Origin of the sequence: Xanthomonas sp. MLO165, assembly GCF_018831305.1 — a bacterium.
In the GTDB taxonomy this organism is placed as follows: Bacteria; Pseudomonadota; Gammaproteobacteria; order Xanthomonadales; family Xanthomonadaceae; genus Xanthomonas; species Xanthomonas arboricola.
Genome location: NZ_CP029263.1, coordinates 4,432,843 through 4,451,938, shown reverse-complemented (window position 1 = coordinate 4,451,938; position 19,096 = coordinate 4,432,843). Strand labels below are relative to the sequence as shown.

Genomic DNA, 19,096 nt, shown 5'->3' with positions numbered 1-19,096 from the left:
CGTCATCAGCTCCGCAAACCCACGCCACGGCGCAGCAGCCACAGTGCCAGCGCGCTGAGCACCGCGACAAAGCCCAGCATCAGCGCGTAGGCGACCCAGATCGGCACGTCCGAGCTGCCGAGCAGGCCGTAGCGGAACGCGTTGACCATGTAGAAGATCGGGTTGGCGTGGGTGGCCGCTTCGGCCCACGGCGGCAGCAGCTTCACCGAATAGAACACGCCGCCCAGATAGGTCAGCGGGGTCAGGATGAAGGTCGGCACGATCGCCACGTCGTCGAACTTCTTGGCGTACACCGCATTGACGAAGCCGGCCAGCGAGAAGATGGTCGCGCCCAGCAGCACCGTGGTCAGCGTGACCAGCGGATGCGGGATGCGCACCGGGGTGAAGAACATCGCGATGATCAGCACCAACGCGCCGACCATCACCCCGCGCAGCACGGCGCCGGAGACGTAGCCCCACAGGATCACCCAGTTGGGCATCGGGCTGACCAGCAGCTCTTCCACATGCCGGCCGAACTTGGCGCCGAAGAAGCTGGAGGAGATGTTGCCGTAGCTGTTCTGGATCACGCTCATCATCACCAGGCCCGGCACGATGAACTGCATGTACGAGTAGCCGCCCATGTCGCCCACGCGCGAGCCGATCAGCCCGCCGAAGATCAAGAAGTACAGCGTCATGGTGATGGCCGGCGGCACCAGGGTCTGGCCCCAGATGCGCAGGATGCGCTGCACTTCGCGGCGCACGATGGTGCCCAGCGCAATCCAGTTGCGGCGCGCGTTGGTGGGTTCGGTCACGGTGCGGATCTCGTTCATGGCTGGCCTCCGCTGCGCGGCTGCGCGGGCGGTGTGCCGTTGGGGGCGACAGGCGTGGGGGCGGTGGCCGGTACCGGGGCGTCACCGGTCAGGCGCACGAACAGCTCTTCCAGCCGGTTGCTCTTGGTGCGCATCGAGCGCACCCGGATGCCGGCGCTGCCGAGCGTGGCGAACACGCGGTTGAGGTCCATCGCGCGCGGCATGTCCAGGTCCAGCGTGTGGCCATCGATGGCGGTGAGCGTGGTGCCTTCGATCACCGGCAGCTCGGCCGGCAGGTCGCCGTCGATATCAAACAGGAAGCCTTCCACGTCCAGCTTGGCCAGCAGTTCGCGCATCGGCCCCTGGGTGACGATCTGGCCGTGGTTGATGATGGCCAGGTTGCGGCACAGGTGCTCGGCTTCTTCCAGGTAATGCGTGGTCAGGATGATGGTGGTGCCGGCGGCGTTGATCTCCTTGAGCACGCGCCACATGTCGCGGCGGATCTCGATGTCCACGCCGGCGGTGGGCTCGTCCAGGATCAGCAGCCGCGGCTGGGTCATCATGGCGCGGGCGATCATCAGCCGGCGCTTCATGCCGCCGGACAGCGTGCGGCTCATCACCTGGGCCTTTTCCCACAGGTGCGAGCGGCGCAGCTCGGCTTCGGCCAGCGCGGCGGCCTGCTCGCGCGGCATGCCGTAGAAGCCGGCGTAGTTGACCAGGATGTCGAAGGGTTTTTCGAACAGGTTGAAGTTGACCTCCTGCGGGACCAGGCCGATCAGGCGCATCGCATCGCTGCGTTGGCCGACCAGGTCGGTGCCGAACACTTCCACCTGGCCGGCGGACAGGTTCACCAGCGAGCTGATAATGCCGATCAGGGTGGATTTGCCGGCGCCGTTGGGGCCGAGCAGGGCGAAGAAATCGCCTGGCGCCACGTCCAGCGAGACGCCCTTGAGCGCCTGGGTGCCGTTGTCGTAGGTCTTGCGCAGATCGCACACACGCAGCGCGGGTGCGGTGATCGGAGATGGAGAATTCAAGATGTTCCTTCGCGTCAGCGTGACGGCGCAGCGAGTTGCAGGCCGTTATTATAGAAGCCCGCGGGGGCAAGCCCCGATCACAGACTGTCCCAAATACGTTCGTGCCCGTTCAATTCCCCCTCAAGCTTGTCGACCGGCGCATGATTGCGCCCACCGTGGCCCACTGCCAGTTCCTGCGTGACGACGGGCAGCCGCTGGATTTCCAGCCCGGGCAGTTCATCCAGATCCATTTCGATGCCGCCGACGGCACGCCGACCAAGCGCAGCTATTCGCTGGCGACCATCCACGACCATGCGCTCGGACCGGGCGAGGCGGTGGATATCGCGGTGAGCTTCGTGCCCGGCGGCTCGGCCACCGCGCTGTTCGAAGGCCTGCAGATTGGCGACCAGTTGCAGGCCAGCGGGCCCTACGGGCGCTTCTGCCTGCCGCCGGGCGACCACAACCGGCGTTATGTGCTGATCGCCACCGGCACCGGCGTCACCCCGTACCGCTCGATGCTGCCGCTGCTGGCCGAGGCGATCGCCACCCGTGGCGTGCAGGTGCTGCTGCTGCAGGGCGCGCGCACGCCGGCCGAGCTGTTGTATGGCGACGACTTCCGCGCGTTTGCCGATGCGCATCCGCAGTTCCGCTACGTGCCGTGTTTTTCGCGCGAGCTGCCCGAGCAGCCGCATGCCGATGTGCGCCAGGGTTACGTGCAGCAGCAGCTAGCCGAATGCGCGCCCGACGCGCAGGGCGATATCGCCTACCTGTGCGGCAACCCGGACATGGTGGACAGCTGCATCGAGGCGTTGAAGGCAGCCGGCCTGCCGAACGCGCAGATCCGCCGCGAGAAATACGTCAGCCCGGCTCCGGCGAAAACCTGAGCCAGTCGCACGGTGCCGGGCTGGCTTGCTCGGTACCCGCCGATCGCGCCCGGTGCGCGGGTCCCGACGCGTTCAAGGCCGCTCGACAGCATCGCGATGCTGTCCCGGCTATCCCTCCCGCCCACTGTGCGCTGCTGCAGTCGCATCCTGTGCTCCGGCGCGTGGTGCAACTGGAGCCACTGCTGCTCGGGCTGGCATTTTCGCTGACCGCTTCCGCGCTCACTACTGCAGGGCGCCGGATGCAGCGCCCTGCGGAATCGTCAGGCCGCAGCCCGCGCCACTGGCGGGCGCTGCAGCTCGACGGTGATGTGCACCAGTTCTTCGTGGATCTGCAAGGCAGCGCGGACCAGGTCCGCACCGATGTCGGCCGCAGTGACCAGACTGACGACACAGGCATAACGATCGCTGCCCACGCGCCAGACATGCAGGTCGTCGATGTCGATGGCATGCGGCAGCTCGGCGATGACCTGCTTCACTTCTTCCACCACCGGTGCATCCATCTCCGCATCCAGCAGCACGCGGCCGGTGCTGCGCAGCAGTCCCCATGCCCATACGGTGACCAGCACCGCGCCGACGATGCCCATGATCGGATCCAGCCAGGTCACGCCCCAGTACATGCCGGCGAGCAGCGCGACGATCGCCAGGACCGAGGTCGCCGCATCGGCCACCACGTGCAGATACGCGGCACGCAGATTGAGATCGGCATGAGCATCATGATGACCATGACCATGACCATGACCATGACCATGACCATGACCATGACCATGACCATGACCATGACCATCATGCGCGTGGGCGTGACCGTGGTGATGGCCATGCGCATGGCCGTGCGAGTCGCGTAACCACCAGGCGCAGATCAGGTTGACCAGCAGGCCGATGACGGCAATGACGGTGGCTTCCTGGTACTGGATGGGCTTGGGCGAGAACAGCCGTTCCAGCGACTGGAACGCCATCAGGCCGGCCACGCCCAACAGCAGGATGGCGCTGGTATAGCCGCCCAGCACTTCGACCTTCCAGGTGCCGAAGCTGAAACGCAGGTCGTTGGCATTGCGCCGCGCGAAACGGTAGGCAAACAGTGCCAGCCCCAGCGCCAGTGCGTGCGAGCTCATATGCCAGCCATCGGCGAGCAGGGCCATGGAATTGAGCGTCCAGCCGCCGACGATCTCCACCAGCATCATGACCACGGTCAGGATGACGGCCTTGCGGGTGCTGCGCTCGGCGAGCGGGTTGGCGCTGGCGAATGTGTGCAACTGCGCGCAATGCGGCGCGGCGTGCGTGATCGACATCGGAAGAGGCTCTGGCTACGATACCCCCCAAGGGTATCTCAGATACCCGCGGGGGGTATATGGCAATGGCACATCTGAATCAGGACAAATCCAAACTGCTTGCCCGCGTGCGCAGGATCCGTGGGCAAGTGGAGGGGCTGGAGAAAGCCCTGGCGCAGGACGTGGACTGCACCGCGTTGCTGACGCAGGTGGCGGCGTTTCGTGGCGCTGCGCAGGGCCTGATGGTCGAGCTGCTCAGCGAGCATTTGAAGCACCACGTCGCGGCACCGGAGGCGCTGGGCGAGCGCGAACTGGCGGTCGACGACATCACCGCCATTCTCAAGACCTATCTCAAGTAAGAGCGGTCATCAAAACGACTGCGCTCACCGTCAGGTGGTCGCGGCCGGTGCTTGGAATGGGCATGTACCACTCGTGCACTACGGTTCCTCCGCGCTGTCTGCACCCGCTGGTCACTGCGCGCTACGTTTTGTTTGCCGCTTCAAGTCCTGCACATCGGATCCAAGCGATCACGCCGATTCGATTTCAACCTTGTGCGCTGCGCGGGCTGAGCGACGGCCCAGCGCGCTGGACCTTGATGATGTCGTGCCTGCAGTGTCCTGCGGCGATGCGCGCGACGTGCCGCAACGCACGCGTGACGCACCCGATGTCGCAAACGATGCACGGTCGGGACATCGCGCCGAACTGCGCGCATCGTTGCGCGCACGCAATCCACACCCAACGCCTCGCCTGATTGCAGGCGCAACGGCGTGCCGGGCGCTCAGCGCGCCGACGGCTCCAGCGTCATCAGCACCACATCGTTGCTGCGCATCGGCACGCGGATCTCCACCATGCCATCGGCGCCGACGCGTACGCGCCGGTCCTGCTCGGGCGTGTCGCGCGTGGCTTGCTGCAACTGCGCCAGCTGCCGTGGCGCCAGGTCCTTGGGCATGCCCATGTCGATGTACAGCGACAGCGGATCGTTGCGCCGGTAGCCGGTCTTGCGCACCTGCAGCCGGTAGTTGCCGGCCGGCACGTGTGCCAGGCGGAAGACCAGCGCTGCGCTGTCGGTGCTCGGCACCTGCTTGGTATAGAACGGGGTATTGCTCACCGCCTGCACCGGCTGCTGCCAATCCCAGGCCAGCGCGGCGATGCGCTGGCCATCCACCGCCGCAAATGCGTGCGCATCGCGCAGCGGAACATCGCGGCCCTTGAGCGCGTTCAAGTACTTGTAGGCAAACCACGCCGGCTTGCGGATGCCCTCGCGATTCATCAGCCCGAAGCCGCCGTGGAAGGGCGTGGGCGGCGGACCGGGTTCTTCGAACAGATCGGTGTAGGTCCAGTAGCTCATGCCCTGCACCAGGCCTTGCACCTGCTTGAGCTTGGTCAGGATGTAGGGAGCGTTGATGTAGCTGTCGTGGACGAAATCGCGCGGCGTATAGCTGCTGCTCCACTCGGTGAAGTACAGCGGCAGATCCGGAAATGGCGAGGCCTGGATCTGCGCACGCACGCGGCGCACGTCGCCGACGATGGCATCCGGCGATGCCGACAGCTTGACGTCCTGCTTGCCATCTTCATCGAGAAAGCCGCCCTCCACGCCATAGGTATGCGTGGTGACGAAGTCGATCGGCAGTTTGTGCTTGGCAACGAAGGTCAGCAGTTCCGGCACCCAGTCCGCACCGGCGGTGGAGGGGCCGCCGACGCGCAGCTGCGGATCGATCGCCTTGATCGTGCGCGCGGTGTTCGCATACAGGTCGAAGTAGGCCTGCTGGTCGGCGTTCTCCCAGAAATCCTTGAGGTTGGGCTCGTTCCACACCTCGAAATACCACTGCCGCACTTCGTCGGCACCGTAGCGCGCACGGATGTGGCGCACGTACGCATCGATCAGCTGCGTCCACTTGGCCGGGTCCGGATGCGAGGTGTTGCCCTTCCAGTAGAAGAGCGTCTGTTCGGAGGTCTTCATCGCGGCGGGCGTAAAGCCCAATTCCACGAACGGACGGATGCGCTTGGCCAGCAGCGCATCGTAGAGCTGATCCAGTTTGGTCCAGTCGTAGACGAGCGTGCCGTCGACGTCTTTCACCGTGCCGAGCACGTCATGGAACACGTCGTGGAAGCGGATATAGCGAAACCCCAGCTCCTGCACCGCCGGAACCAGTTGCGCCTGGCTGTCGCTGCGGATCAAGGTGCCGGGAAAGTCCGAGCCGATCGACAGGTCGTAGAACCGGTCGACCGGTCCAGCGGCGCTGGCCAGATCCAGCTCGATCGTGCGAGGTGCGGCGACCTGCGCCATGGCAGAGCTCGCCATGCAGCCGCTCAGTGCAATTGCCAACCAGATCTTCAGACGCATCACCGCTCCCGCCAATGTTCGATCGCGGAGCGTAACCCAGCTCCGGCCCGGTGCTGCGGACGGGCGTGCTTGGTCTTCCTGCTGCCAGCGTTGCGTGGCGATGGGCAGGGATTGCACGCGGTCGAGTGTGTAAAGGGTGCTTGACAGCTGGCCGCGCCCGGCGCATCGTGCCTGTCAAGTTGACTTGACAGGCGAAGGGAATGCGTCAGCAGCATCGGCAATGGGAGTGCATACCGGCGTGGTCGGCGCAGCGACCGCTGCGCAGCGATAACGGGATGGAGGGCACTGACCTGCCAGTGCGTCCATCGGACCGCGCGAGGCAACGCGCATGACCCGCTGCAGACGCAATGCGCTACTGGCGCTCTGCCTGGGAGCCGGCCTGCTCGCCGTCAGCGCGCTCGGTCGTTGGCAACTGCTGCCGCTGAGTGCCCACCTTGCCGGGCTCTGTGCCGGCGCGGGCGTGTCCTGCCTGGTGCTGTCGCTGCTGCTCTTGCTGTCGCGCGGTAGCCTGCGCGACAGCACACGGCCGGCATTGGCGCGGCGCTATTACCGCGAATTCGGCGTGCCGATGGGCCTGTATGTGGTGGTGATGCTGTTCTGGAGATATTTGCTTGCGCATGTGGATCCAAGCTGGGCACGCGTGCTGATCGCCTTGTTGCCGGCCGTGCTGGTCGCCCTGGTGATCCGCGCGGTGGCGCGCTACGTGCGCGACTCGGACGAAATGCAGCGGCGCATCGAACTGGAGTCGATCGCCATTGCCGCAGGCCTGGTCAGCGGCGCGTACATGACCGGCGGGTTCCTGCAGGCTGCCGACTTGATCGACATCCCTGCGACGGTGGCGATGTTGTGGGTATTTCCGATGTTGTGCGCCATCTACGGCATCACCAAAAGCATCAATGCCCGACGGTTCGAATGAATAGCCGGGTGCGCGAATTGCGCGAGGCCAGCGGCTGGTCACAGGGCGAGTTGGGCGAACGCCTGGGCGTATCGCGGCAGACCATCAATGCGCTGGAAACCGGCAAGTACGATCCCAGTCTGCCGTTGGCATTTCGCATCGCGCGTCTGTTCGGGGAATCGATCGAGCACGTCTTTCTTTACGAAGACGGGCAGTAGCCGCGCCGGTCACACCCGACCGGATGCGGCGTCAGGGGACAGGAACTATCAGGAGAGATGGTGAACATGGTGAAGCAACCCACACTGGTGGCGGCGCTGCTGATCGCATTGCTGGCAACCGGATGCCAGCCTGCGGACCAGCCAGCTGAAAACACGGCTGCCACGACCAAGACGGGCGCAGCCACGCCCGGCCTCGCGCAGCCGCAGCCCGTCACCGCCGCAGGCAATCGTTACGGCACGCTGCAATTTGCACCGTGCACGCTGAGTTCCGGCAGCGCGGCCGGCAATATCGAGGCGCAATGCGCCAGCCTGCGCGTGCCGGAAAACCCGGCCGCGCCGACCGGGCGCAGCATCGATCTGAAGATCGCCTGGCTGGAAAGCGAGGCCGGCGCCGGCAGCACGCCGGATCCGGTGTTCTTCATCGCCGGCGGGCCGGGACAATCGGCCACCCAGGTCGCCGCGATCGTGGACATGGGGCTGCATGAAGTCCGCAAACGGCGCGACATCTTCCTGGTCGACCAGCGCGGCACCGGCGGTTCGCATCCGCTTGCGTGCCGCGATGCCGCCGGCAAGCCGCTCGTACTGGAAAACAGCAGCGCCGCCACCGCCGAGCAATTGACCGATTACGCACGCCAATGTGCACAAGGGCTACGCAACGATGCCGATCCGCGCTATTTCACCACCAGCGAGGCGATTGGCGATCTGGATGCGGTGCGCGCCGCACTGGGCGTGCAGACGCTCAACCTGATTGGCGGCTCCTATGGTACCCGGGTCGCACAGCACTATGCGGCGCGCTATCCGCAACACACACGCACGCTGGTGATCGATGGCGTGGCGCCGAACGATCTGGTGATCGGCGGTGAGTTCGCGCGCACGTTCGAAGATGCGATCGCGTTGCAAGCCACCCAATGCCGCAAGGACGTGGCATGCGCTAAACGCTTTCCGGTGGACACGCGCACGCAGCTACGGCAGGTGGTGGAGCGCTTGCGTCAGGCGCCGGTTGCGGTGGATTACCGCGACCCGCGCACCGGTGAACTGCACCACGAGCAGGTGACGGCCGATACCGTGGTCGGCCTGGCGTTCGGGTTTTCGTATGTGCCGCAAACCGCCTCGTTGTTGCCGCTGGTGCTGGACGAGGCGGCGGCAGGGCGTTACGCCTCGCTGATGGCGTTGGCGCAGATGAGCGCCTCGGACATGTCCGACCAGATGAATCGCCCGATGCAATGGTCGGTGCTGTGCAGCGAAGACGCCGGCCGCTACACGCCGCCATCCGGCAAGGACGACACCTTGCTGGGAGCGGAAGTGGCGCAGATGTTCTTTGCGCCCTGCAAGGCCTGGCCGACCAAGCCGACCCCGGCTGCCGACGCCGCACCGTTCAAATCCAAACTGCCGGTGTTGTTGCTGTCGGGCGAGCTGGACCCGGTGACGCCGCCGCGCTATGCCGAGCGTGTGCTGCAGGGCCTGCCCAATGGCCGTCACCTGGTGGCGCCGGGGCAGGGCCACGGGGTGTTTCGACTGGGCTGCATGCCCAAGGTGCTGGGCCAGTTCCTGCAGACCGCCAATGCCAAGGCACTGGATGCGCAGTGCGTGGCCAGCCTCAACAATGTGCCCGCGTTTACCTCGTTCAACGGATGGGAACCATGAGCCGCACCGACCACGCCACGGAGGCGCACGCATGATCGTCGTCGACAAGCTGCACAAGTCGTTCAAGACCAAGACCGGGCTGGTGAAGGCGGTCGATGGGGTCAGTTTCAGTGCTGCCGATGGCCAGATCACCGGCCTGCTCGGTCCCAATGGCGCCGGCAAGACCACCACCTTGCGCATGCTCTACACGCTGATGTCGCCCGACCAGGGCAGCGTCACCGTGGATGGCGTGGATGCCGCCCGCGACCCGGTGACCGTGCGCCGCGCGCTGGGCGTGTTGCCGGATGCGCGCGGCGTCTACAAGCGGCTGACCGCGCGCGAGAACATTGCCTACTTCGGTGAGCTGCATGGCCTGTCGCGTGCGCGGATCGCCGAGCGCACGCGCCTGCTGTCGGCCGCGCTGGACATGGACGACATTCTCGACCGTCAGACCGAAGGCTTCAGCCAGGGCCAGCGCACCAAGACCGCGATTGCGCGCGCGCTGGTGCACGACCCGCGCAACGTCATCCTCGACGAGCCCACCAACGGGCTGGATGTGATGACCACGCGCGCCATGCGTGGCTTTCTGCAGCAACTGCGTGCCGAGGGGCGTTGCGTGATCTTTTCCAGCCACATCATGCAGGAGGTGGCGGCGCTGTGCGATCGCATCGTCATCGTCGCCAAGGGCACGGTGGTGGCCTGCGGCAGCGCCGACGAACTGCGCGCCAGCACCGGCGAAGACAATCTGGAAGACGCCTTCGTCAAGGCGATCGGCTCGGACGAGGGACTGCACGCATGAGCAGCACATCGTTGTTGTCCACGCTATGGACGGTGCTGCGCAAGGAGTTGCGCGACATCGGCCGCGATCGCCGCACGCTCGCACTGGCCTTGCTGCTGTCGCCATTGCTGTATCCGGTGCTGATCCTGGGCATGGGCGCATTGAGCGAAAGCCGCGTGCGTACGCAGATCGACAAGCCGTTGGAGATCCCCATGCTCGGCCGCGAGAACGCGCCCAATCTGGTGCGGTTCCTGGCCGCGCAGGGCCTCAATGCGGTCGATGCGCCGGCCGATCTGACCGCCGCGATCCGCAACCAGGATGTGGATGTGGCACTGCGCATCAGCGACAGCTACGCCGACGATTGGCGCGCCGGGCGTCCCGCGCTGGTGGAGGTCATCAAGGACAGCACGCGGCGCGAGGCCGACGTGCCGAGCCTGCGCCTGCAGGCCGCACTCGGCAGCTATAGCCAGCAGGTGGGTGCACTGCGGCTGCTGGCGCGCGGCATCGATGCGCAGGTGGGCAGGCCGCTGGAAATCGCCGCGCAGGATCTGGCCACTGCCGACGCCAAGCGCGGGCAGATGATGGCGATGCTGCTGCCGGTGCTGCTGGTGATCACCTCGTTCCTGGGTGGCGCCTCGCTGATCCTGGATGCCACCGCCGGCGAGCGCGAACGCCAGTCGCTGGAACCCTTGCTGGCCACCCCGGCGCCGCGCAGCGCGATCGTCAGCGGCAAGATCGCCGCCGCCTGCGTGATCGGCATGGTGTCGCTGTTGCTGACCTTGCTGGCCTTCAAGTTGAGTGCGCAGCTGTCCACCTCGAACCTGGGCCGCCAGCTCAACGTCGGCTTCGTGCCGATGCTGCAGATGCTGTTCATCCTGGTGCCGATGCTATTCATCGGCACCTCGCTGCTGACCTATCTGGCCGCCGCCGCCAAGAGCATGAAGGAAGCGCAGGGGCATATGACCTGGCTGTTGCTGCTGCCGATGCTGCCGGGCTATGCGCTGATGGCGTATCCGTTGAAGACGCAGCTCTGGCATTTCGCGGTGCCGTTTCTGGCGCAGAACCAGATGCTGCTCAAGGTGATCCGCCACGAGCAGATCACTGCGCAGACCTGGGCGGTGTATCTGCTGGCGGGCTTCGGTGTGGCCGCGGTGCTGTGCTACGCGGCAGTGCGGCGCTATCACCAGGAGCGGCTGGCGATTTCCGGCTGATGTTCCTCCTCCCCCTCGGGAAAAGGTGCCCGCAGGGCGGATGAGGGTACGGGTCACCAGCAAACAAAAAGCCCGCATCGCTGCGGGCTTTTTGTTTGGTGCCCGACATTCGCCGGGAGTGCAGTGCATCGATCATCGGCAGCCATTGGCCATCAGCCAGCAATCAACAAACGATCGACCAATCAAGCGATCAACGACCAAGCAACCAAGCAATCAATCAAGCAACCAGCAGACTCACTCACTCAGCCGCATGCAGATGCACTCGATCGCCCAACGCACCAATCAACCGCCGGGGTTGAACGACAGCGTGCGCCGCGTGGTCACCGGTGCGGCCACCGGTTCGAAGCGCCAGCGCTTGACCGCATTGAGCGCTTCGCGGTCGAACACGCGCGGCGGGGTGGCGCGCAGCACGCGCGAGGCGGTGATCGAGCCATCAGTGCCGACGGTGATCTCCACCAGCACTTCGCCGGAGGTGCCGGCGCGCAGCGCCTCGGGGGGATAACGCGGTGCCGGGGTGCTGATCGGGCGCAGCGACTGCGCGGCCGGTGCAGCCGCGGCAGTCGCCGGGGCCGGGCGCGGGGCGGCCGGAGTTGGAGCCGGCGTCGGGGTCTCGGCCTGACGGCGCGCGGCGGCCTGGCGTTCGGCTTCTGCGCTCTGCTGGCGGGCGGCTTCCTGTTGCGCGGCGATCTGCTGCGCAGCGGCCGCCTCGCGGGTCTGCTGCTCGGCCAGACGCTTCTGCTCGGCCGCCTGCTTGGCCTTGTCTTCGACCAGCTTCTTGGCCTGCTCGGCATCCTGCTCGGAGCGGCTGGCGGCGGTCTTCATGCCGGTCTCCAGGCCGCTCTTCAGGCGCGGCAGTGCCGGTGCCTTGGGGTCGACCTTTTCGATCAACGCGATCAGGCGCTGCGCTTCAGGGAATTCTTCGCGGCTGATGCCCTGTTCGGCGGCGATCAGCGTGTACGGCAGCAGGTCGGTCAGCGCGCTGTTGACGGTGGCGTCCTGCGGCTGCTTTTCACGCAAGGCCAGGTAGTACTCCACCGCGTTGTCACCAGCCGGGGCGTACATGCGATTGTCCTGCAAGGCCTTGGTGGCCGATGCGCGCAACTGGTCGGCGGCCATCGATTGCACCTGCGGCGACACTGCCGTGGCCGGCGTCGGCGCGGCGGCCGGTGCCGCAGGCGTGGCGCCGGTGGCAGGCGCGGTGGCGGCGGCCTTGTCGTCCTGCTTGGAGCAGGCGGCCAGGCCGACCAACAAAATGACCGGCGCGATCCGGCGTGCCATACGGCCCTGTGTCAGATCCAACATGCGTCCCCCTTACCCCGATTGCGAAAGATGCTGCGGCGAGGCCGGCCATTGTTCCCGCAATGGACGGCAAAGCGGCAATCTAGCATTGCTGGGGCGGTCTAAGCCAAGGGGGGGCGCCTGCCGGGCGCGAAATTCATCGCGCTCCGGTGGCCAGTGCGGCGTCGGCCGGCAGCCGCGTGGCCGGCTCGGGCAGCGGCGGCGCAGGGCAGTAGCGGTGCAGGAAGTCCGCATGCGCAGGCAGCCGCGCCAATGCGGCATCGACCCGTGTGCGGATGGTTTCCAGGAAATGACGAAGCTCGGCATCGCCCATCAGGTCGGCCACCGGGTGGTGCTGCTTCGGCGTGATGCCCTGGCCCAGCATCACCTGCACCCAGGAATTTTCGGCAAACAGCTCGTTGGCCTGGTGGAACACCCGCCCGCTCTGGCGGAACAACTCCACCCGGTGCCGCAGCGTGTCGGGGATGTCCATCGCCGCGCAATCGCGCCAGAACGGCGTGTCGCGGCGGTCGGTGGCGTGGTAATGCAGGATCACGAAATCGCGGATATGGGTGATTTCGGCAGCGGCCTGGCGGTTGTACTCGGCAATGTCGACATCGTTGATGACCTGCGGAAAGGTCTGCATCAGCCGGATGATGCCGCGCTGGATCAGATGGATGTTGGTCGATTCCAACGGCTCCAGGAAGCCGCTGGCCAGGCCCAGCGCCACGCAGTTCTTTTCCCAGACCCGATGCCGCTGATTGGGCGTGAAGCGCAGTGCGCGCGGCTGGGTCAGTGCGCGGCCGCTGAGATTGCGCTGCAGTACCTGCGCGGCGCTGTCCTGATCCATGTAGCGGCTGGAGTACACGATGCCGTTGCCGACGCGGTGCTGCAGCGGAATGCGCCACATCCAGCCCGCCTGATCGGCGCGCGAGCGGGTGTAGGCCACCGGCGCGCCGACCGATTCGGTCTGCACCGCCAGCGCGCTGTCGGCGAACAGCCACTGCGACCAGTCGTCGGTGTCCACGCCCAGCGTCTTGCCGATCAGCAGACCGGCAAAGCCGGTGCAATCCAGGAACAGATCGCCTTCCACCCGCGTGCCGTCGTCCAGCGTCAGCGCGGTGAGATAGCCGCTGTGCGCGTGGGTCTCCACGTTGCCGATGCGGCCTTCGATACGCTGCACGCCGAAGCCTTCGCTGAAGCGGCGCAGGAAGCGCGCGTACAGGCCGGCATCCAGGTGATAGGCGTAATTCATGCCGCCATTGGGCAGATGCGCAAAGCGGCCTTCCTGCGCGGCACGCAGTTCCAGGCAGTAGTCGCCGAAGTCGCGCGCCAGGCCACGCTGCCGGCCCTTCAACCAGAAATGCTGGAAGCCCGCGCTCCAGTGATCGGTGCCGGTGTGGCCGAAGGAGTGGATGTAGTGCCGGTCCACATCGCGCCAGTGTTCGAAGCCGATGCCCAGCTTGATGGTAGCCTGCGTGGCGGCCATGAACGCGGCTTCGTCGATCTCCAGCAGGCGGTGGAAGGTGACCAGGCTGGGGATGGTGGCTTCGCCCACGCCCACGGTGCCGATCTCGTCCGATTCCACCAGGGTGATCTGCAGGTGCCGGCCCAGCACTTTGGATAACGCGGCGGCGGCCATCCAGCCGGCGGTACCGCCACCGGCGATGACGACGCGGCGTACCGGGCGCTGTTGTGGGTCGGAAGGGGCGGTGTCGGTCATGGCGTCAGATCCTCAGCGATTCAGGCGTTGCAGCAACCGCGCGCGCAGGCTGCGGGCACGGGCCTCGTCCATCGGCGCCAGGACGCCGCGCGCAGACTCCGGCATGTGTGCGGCGGTGTCCGCATCGGCATCGAACACGTAATGGTCGAACACGTCCTGCCAGATCGCGCGTTGTTCGGCTGGCAGGTCGCGGAGGGTGAGCAGCGCCAGCATCAGCGCGTTCATCGGCGAATCCATGTAGGCCGGGCTCTGCCGCCACCAGAAGTTCACCAGCACGTTGAACGGCGTCAGCGCTTCGACGTGATGCCACCACATGCTGGGAATGAACAATGCATCGCCCGGTTCCAGCTCGGCCACCAGCGCGTGTTCCAGCGCCTGCGCATAGCGTGGAAAGCGCTGCAGGTCCGGCGCGGCGATATCCACCAGGCTGACCGGCTGCCCGGCCGGGGTGAGATCGAGTGGGCCGATATACAGATTGGCCAGTTGCTGCGGCGGAAACAGGGTGAAGCGGCGGCGCCCGGCGACCACGCAGGCCAGGTTGTCGGGCAGGTCCTGGTGCGCGGCGATGCGGGTGCGGTTGCCGATCCAGATACTGGCCAGCGGCTCGCGCTGCGGCAGCGCGATCGGGTTATGCGCGCGCAGGCCGGGCAGGTAGGTGTCCAGCGTGGTGGAGCCGACGTAGATCGCCGGTGGCTGCGGGTTGTGCAGATCGCGCAACAAGGTCTCCAGCACCACGCCCAGCGGCACGCGCTCGGGGCGGAAATTGAAGCCGCTCATGTCCGCGTTGTAGAAGAAGCGCCCGCCGATGTCCGGCGGGCCAACCTGTGCCACCACCGCTTCGCCGCGATCGAAACCGCGCAGGTAGGCCGCCGCCGCCTGCGCCGAGGTGGCGCCGGCCTGCGCCAGTGGCCAGTCGCGCACCAGCCCGCGCAATACCAACGGCGTGGTGGAGCGCAGCACGGCCGGGTCCAGCTGCTGCGGGTCCAGCCCGTGCCGTTCTTCGATGGCGCGCGGCTCAGCCAGCATGACGGCGCTGCATGCGGTCGAGCAGATGGCGGAACTGCGCGACCGAGGCCACCGCCATGTACAGCGGTTCCAGATCGCCGTGCCGGTGCAGATTGAGCAGGGCCGCATCGTCGAGCGCGCGCAGGCGTTCCTCGTGCACGGCATAGAGCCCGGTCAGACGGCATTCCAGGCCGTTCTGCAGCGTGGCCTCGAACACGAACGGTTCGAGCAAGTCGTAGCCGAGCAAGCGGTCGACGAACGCCTCGCTCGCGGCCAGGCCATCGTGCAAGGTGCGCAACACCTGGCCGATGTGGTCGAGAAATTCGGTGGTACCGCCGTGTTCGCGAAACAGCACCTCGCCTTCGCTGCGGCTGATGCGCGGGCTGTCCAGGTCCACGTGCACCATCGGCCCGTCCTCTTGCTCGCCGATCAAAAACGGTTGCCGCTGGATCGCCAGAGGCACGTACGGCGCATCCCAGCGCGCACCATCCAGGAACAGGTTCTCGCCCAGGCGTAATCCCAGCAATGCCAGCGGCTGAAAACTGCGCTCGCCGCTGCGATGGAACACGATCGGGTACTGCGCCTGCAGTTGGCGGAACTCCTGCGGAAAGGTCGCGGCCGACATCACGTCGTCGCCGTAGGCGGCGCCGTGCACGGTGATCACGCGCAGGTCGCGGTGATCGAGGTTGTTCAACAACACGGCATTGGTCATGGGGGGAAAGACACATCACGCGGGGCGCGTGGCCCATGCTTGGACAGTTGCTTCGGCATGGCAAGTCCCGGATGCGACACATCCGGGAAACGCCACGAGAGCGCCGTGCGAAACGCCCCGGCAGACTCGCTGCCGGGAACGCTTAAAAGAACATCACTGCATGACTAACGCGCTGCATCACCAGAACTTGTAACGCACGCCCAGCATGTAGCGCGGGCCGGTCTGGGTGGCGTAGATGATCTGGTTCGGGTGACGGCCGTGCTGGCGCTGCACCTCGTCGGTGAGGTTGATCGCCTCCAGGCTCAGCGACAGGTTCTCGGTCCACTGGTAGCCGATGCTCAGGTCCAGCTGGCCATAGGCTTCGGTGTAGACCGGGTTGGGCTGGCCGCTGCCGTCGAAACGTGCAGCCAGGAACTCGTCGCGCCAGTTGTAGGCCGCACGCACCTGCCACTTGTCCCTGTCGTAGAAGCCGACCACGTTGGCCGAGTCGCTCAGCCCTTCCAGCGCGAATTGCTCGCCGATCACGTAGTTGTCGTAAGTCAGGCCGGAGTCGACCTTGGTGTAGTTGGCCGACACGCCGAAGCCGCTGTCGCCGAACATGTGCTGCAGGTTGAATTCCCAACCGTCCAGCGAGGCCGAGCGCTGGTTGGCCGGCGCGGTGATGGCGAAGTTGGCCACCGGATCGCCCGGCTGCCCGCTGATCACGCCGGTGGCGTTGCCGTTGGAGTCGTCCGGCCCGCGCGCCACACCCGGCGCACCGCCGCGGTTGCGGAAGATGTAGTTGCGGATGCAGGTCAGGTCGGCCGAGGCGCAGCCGTTGCCCAGCGCTTCGTTCCAGTACGCACCACCCACTGGCGTATTCAGGCCCAGCGAGGTGTCGTTGCGCGTGGTCACGCCGATGTAGTTGTCGATGTTCTTGCGGAAGAAGCCCACCGAGGCGTAGCTGGCATCGCTGTAGTACCACTCCAGCGAAAAATCGATGTTGTGCGAAAGCAGCGGCTTCAGGCCGGGATTGCCTTCCTGGCCGGTGCCGCCTTCCAGGCGCGCGATCTGGTTGAGCGTCTGCCCGCCCTGGATATCGCCCCAGCCGGGCCGGCCGATGGTTTCGCCGTAGCTGCCGCGCAGCACCAGATCCTCGGTGAGCTTGAAGCTCAGGTCCAGGCTGGGCAGCCAGTATTCGTATTTGCCGCTGCCGCTGGCGAACGCCGAGTCGGCCAGGCGGATCGGCAACTCGTTGTTGGCGACCCAGTCGATGCCCACCGCCACCGGCACCAGTGCCTGCGCCTCCACCTTGGTTTCTTCGTAACGCACACCGGCGGCCAGGCTGATCGGCACGCGCAGATCGTCCCAGCTGTTGTTCCACTGCAGGTAGGCGTTCTTGGATTTTTCGGTCACGCGGCGGTCGGTGGTGAACACCGGCGAGGTGCGGTATAGCGCATCGTCGCCGGCCACCTGCGCGGCCGCCTGGCGGGCACGTTCGAAGTCGAACAGGAACAGCTGGTTGAACTGTGCCGGATTGCCACTGCCGTCGATCGCATCGAAGTACTGCGCAAACGAACTGGGGATCCACAGATCGTCCGGATAATCGGCCGCGGTGCCGGCACCGCCCCAGGTGTCGCGCTGCACGTTGGAGAATGCCGAGCGGTTCTTGACCTCGGTGCTGCCGATACCGAACTTCAACTGCGAATAATTTTCGAAGGTGAAGTCGCCGTTGACCTGGGCCTGGTCGATCTCCGACTTCATGTAGCTGTTGCGGAACGCCGAGCCGGTGACCAAGGTGCGCGACGGATCCAGCCCGGTCAGGCCAAAGCCCAGCTGCTGCTGCAACACCGGGAAATCCTTGCTGAAATCCACCACCGAGGTGCCGCGGTAAAAGCCGGACACGCCCAGCGAATTGCTGGAACCGAACGGGCTGTCCGCACCGGCTTCTGCGGTGGAGCGGTGGATGTCGAAGTTGAGCTTGAACTGGTCGTTCACCGCCCAATCCACGTTAAAGCCCAGCGACTTGTTCTGGTTGCGCGTGGCCGCATTGGAGCCGGCGGTGGCCAGATCGCTGGTGGCCGGATTGACGATTTCCGAATAGCTCACCGGCCCGGCGACCGGGCCATTGGTCCAGGCGCTGGCCGACGGCCCATAGTTGAACCACACCGACATCTCGTTGCGCTGCTGCTGGATCTTGTTTTCCGAATAGGTGTAATCCAGCGTGGTGGTGACGTTGTCCAGCGGCTTGTACTGCAGCGTCAACTGGCCGTTGGTGCGCTGGCGCTCGACGCCGACCACGCGGTAGTTGAGGTTCTGCGGCACCGAATAGATGTCATTCGGGCCGGGGCGGTTGACGATGTTTTCCGAGCCCGGTGTACCCGGCTGCGGGATGGTGCCGTAGGCGGTGGAATCGCCGCGGAACGAACGCCAGCCGTTGGGCACGCCGACCTGGCTATAGCCGAAGTCACGTTCCTGGTAGCTGCCGCTCAGCGATACGCCGAAGCGTCCATCGGCCGAGGTGTTGCTGAAAATGCCGGAGATTTCCGGGGTCAGCGCATCGCCCTGCAGGCGTCCGGGCAGATTCTCGTTGGAGCTGTCGTGCACGCCCTTGAGGCCGACGTTGGCATGCAGGCCCGGGTTGTCCAGCGGCCGGCTGGTCTTGATGTTGATGGTCGCACCGATGCCGCCAGTGGGCGTGCTGGCGCGGCTGGTCTTGAACACCTCGATGCCGGAGATCGACTCCGACGCCAGGTTGGCGAAGTCGAACGCGCGCGAATTGGAGGCGTTTGATTCCTCGATGCTGGCGCCCGGCATCTGCCGGCCGTTCAACAGCACCAGGTTGAAGTCCGGGCCGACGCCGCGCACGGTGACGCGCGAGCCTTCGCCCAGCGAACGGTCGATCGACACGCCGCTGATACGTTGCAGCGACTCGGCCAGATTGGTATCGGGGAACTTGCCGATGTCCTCGGCCACGATGCCGTCAACGATGCCTTGCGCATCGCGCTTGACGTTCATCGACGAGGTCAGGCTGCCGCGGATACCGGTGACCTGCACCGCATCGAGCGTGGCGGGATCGGCCTGGCTCGCGCCGGGGACGGTGGATGCGGACTGCGGTGCCGGCGCGGTCTGCGCGGCCAGCGGCGTCGACAGGGCAAACAGCAGGGCAGACGTCAGACGCCGCGTGCGCGGCAGGGTGCGTGGCTCTCTCACAATGATTTCTTCCCCAAATGAAGATAGCCGGCCCCAGAGAGGACAGGCGAAGGTCGATGACACAATCGTGCATTTGTGAGCGCAGGCTTAACCAAGTCAATTTGCACTGCAGCATCGGCCACGAGCCAATCGCGTCACACATCGTTCCAGCCAGCACCACCGCACGC

General features: G+C 65.9%; 16 protein-coding genes and 1 other RNA gene. 8 read left to right on the top strand and 9 right to left on the bottom strand.

Features of this window, described 5'->3' with window-relative positions; translation table 11 throughout:
* Positions 1-5 precede the first annotated feature (5 nt).
* Both DGN21_RS18750 and DGN21_RS18745 read right to left on the bottom strand, forming a co-directional pair.
* Positions 6-809 carry an ABC transporter permease gene (locus DGN21_RS18750; RefSeq protein WP_016903649.1) on the bottom strand — a complete coding sequence of 268 codons (804 nt, stop codon included), beginning with the start codon at positions 807-809 and terminating at the stop codon, positions 6-8.
* Positions 806-1,822: an ABC transporter ATP-binding protein gene (locus tag DGN21_RS18745; RefSeq protein ID WP_126966424.1), complete on the bottom strand. Its 1,017-nt coding sequence runs from the start codon at positions 1,820-1,822 to the stop codon at positions 806-808. Before DGN21_RS18745 ends, DGN21_RS18750 begins: the two co-directional genes overlap by 4 nt.
* Positions 1,823-1,857: 35 nt before the next feature.
* Between DGN21_RS18745 and DGN21_RS18740 the strand changes: the two genes are divergently transcribed.
* The gene (locus DGN21_RS18740) at positions 1,858-2,685 is read left to right on the top strand and encodes a ferredoxin--NADP reductase (RefSeq protein ID WP_024940738.1); all 828 of its coding nucleotides are present in this window, start codon (positions 1,858-1,860) and stop codon (positions 2,683-2,685) included.
* A gap of 260 nt (positions 2,686-2,945) precedes the next feature.
* Here DGN21_RS18740 and dmeF read toward each other — a convergent pair whose 3' ends face one another.
* Positions 2,946-3,971 (bottom strand): CDF family Co(II)/Ni(II) efflux transporter DmeF, encoded by a 1,026-nt coding sequence (gene dmeF / locus DGN21_RS18735; RefSeq protein ID WP_215825024.1) that lies wholly within the window; start codon positions 3,969-3,971, stop codon positions 2,946-2,948.
* Between the two features lie 65 nt (positions 3,972-4,036).
* On the opposite strand from dmeF, the gene DGN21_RS18730 reads away from it, so the two are divergent.
* Positions 4,037-4,309, top strand: coding sequence for a metal/formaldehyde-sensitive transcriptional repressor (locus tag DGN21_RS18730; protein WP_039514053.1), 273 nt, complete (start codon positions 4,037-4,039; stop codon positions 4,307-4,309).
* Positions 4,310-4,371: 62 nt separating this feature from the next.
* Positions 4,372-4,446, top strand: a non-coding RNA gene (locus DGN21_RS18725) — sX9 sRNA.
* A gap of 282 nt (positions 4,447-4,728) precedes the next feature.
* Here the strand turns inward: DGN21_RS18725 and DGN21_RS18720 are convergent.
* Positions 4,729-6,294, bottom strand: a complete 1,566-nt coding sequence (locus DGN21_RS18720; protein WP_126966427.1) for a beta-xylosidase — start codon at positions 6,292-6,294, stop codon at positions 4,729-4,731.
* 328 nt (positions 6,295-6,622) lie between these two features.
* Here DGN21_RS18720 and DGN21_RS18715 point away from each other — a divergent pair, with 328 nt between their 5' ends.
* The 5 genes from DGN21_RS18715 to DGN21_RS18695 are packed head-to-tail and all read left to right on the top strand — an operon-like array spanning position 6,623 to position 11,019.
* Positions 6,623-7,210 carry a hypothetical protein gene (locus tag DGN21_RS18715; protein ID WP_184577865.1) on the top strand — a complete coding sequence of 196 codons (588 nt, stop codon included), beginning with the start codon at positions 6,623-6,625 and terminating at the stop codon, positions 7,208-7,210.
* Entirely contained in the window at positions 7,207-7,407 is a 201-nt protein-coding gene (locus DGN21_RS18710) for a helix-turn-helix transcriptional regulator (RefSeq protein ID WP_016903655.1), read from the top strand. The genes DGN21_RS18715 and DGN21_RS18710 overlap by 4 nt, the downstream gene beginning before the upstream one ends.
* 60 nt (positions 7,408-7,467) lie before the next feature.
* Positions 7,468-9,051 carry an alpha/beta hydrolase gene (locus DGN21_RS18705; protein ID WP_184577862.1) on the top strand — a complete coding sequence of 528 codons (1,584 nt, stop codon included), beginning with the start codon at positions 7,468-7,470 and terminating at the stop codon, positions 9,049-9,051.
* 31 nt (positions 9,052-9,082) lie between these two features.
* Positions 9,083-9,829, top strand: coding sequence for an ATP-binding cassette domain-containing protein (locus DGN21_RS18700; RefSeq protein WP_024940732.1), 747 nt, complete (start codon positions 9,083-9,085; stop codon positions 9,827-9,829).
* The gene (locus DGN21_RS18695; RefSeq protein ID WP_184577859.1) at positions 9,826-11,019 is read left to right on the top strand and encodes an ABC transporter permease; all 1,194 of its coding nucleotides are present in this window, start codon (positions 9,826-9,828) and stop codon (positions 11,017-11,019) included. Before DGN21_RS18700 ends, DGN21_RS18695 begins: the two co-directional genes overlap by 4 nt.
* Positions 11,020-11,301: 282 nt before the next feature.
* Here DGN21_RS18695 and DGN21_RS18690 read toward each other — a convergent pair whose 3' ends face one another.
* From DGN21_RS18690 to DGN21_RS18670, 5 genes are all read right to left on the bottom strand, one after another.
* On the bottom strand, positions 11,302-12,321 hold the full coding sequence (locus tag DGN21_RS18690) for an energy transducer TonB (RefSeq protein ID WP_047127581.1): 1,020 nt from the start codon (positions 12,319-12,321) through the stop codon (positions 11,302-11,304).
* A 133-nt stretch (positions 12,322-12,454) separates the two neighbouring features.
* Positions 12,455-14,020, bottom strand: coding sequence for a tryptophan halogenase family protein (locus DGN21_RS18685; protein ID WP_184577856.1), 1,566 nt, complete (start codon positions 14,018-14,020; stop codon positions 12,455-12,457).
* A gap of 12 nt (positions 14,021-14,032) precedes the next feature.
* Positions 14,033-15,046, bottom strand: coding sequence for a cupin-like domain-containing protein (locus tag DGN21_RS18680; protein ID WP_065033441.1), 1,014 nt, complete (start codon positions 15,044-15,046; stop codon positions 14,033-14,035).
* On the bottom strand, positions 15,036-15,737 hold the full coding sequence (locus DGN21_RS18675) for a SapC family protein (RefSeq protein WP_184577853.1): 702 nt from the start codon (positions 15,735-15,737) through the stop codon (positions 15,036-15,038). Before DGN21_RS18675 ends, DGN21_RS18680 begins: the two co-directional genes overlap by 11 nt.
* 177 nt (positions 15,738-15,914) lie before the next feature.
* Complete coding sequence (locus DGN21_RS18670; protein ID WP_184577850.1) at positions 15,915-18,929, bottom strand: TonB-dependent receptor; 3,015 nt, start codon at positions 18,927-18,929, stop codon at positions 15,915-15,917.
* Positions 18,930-19,096 lie beyond the last annotated feature (167 nt).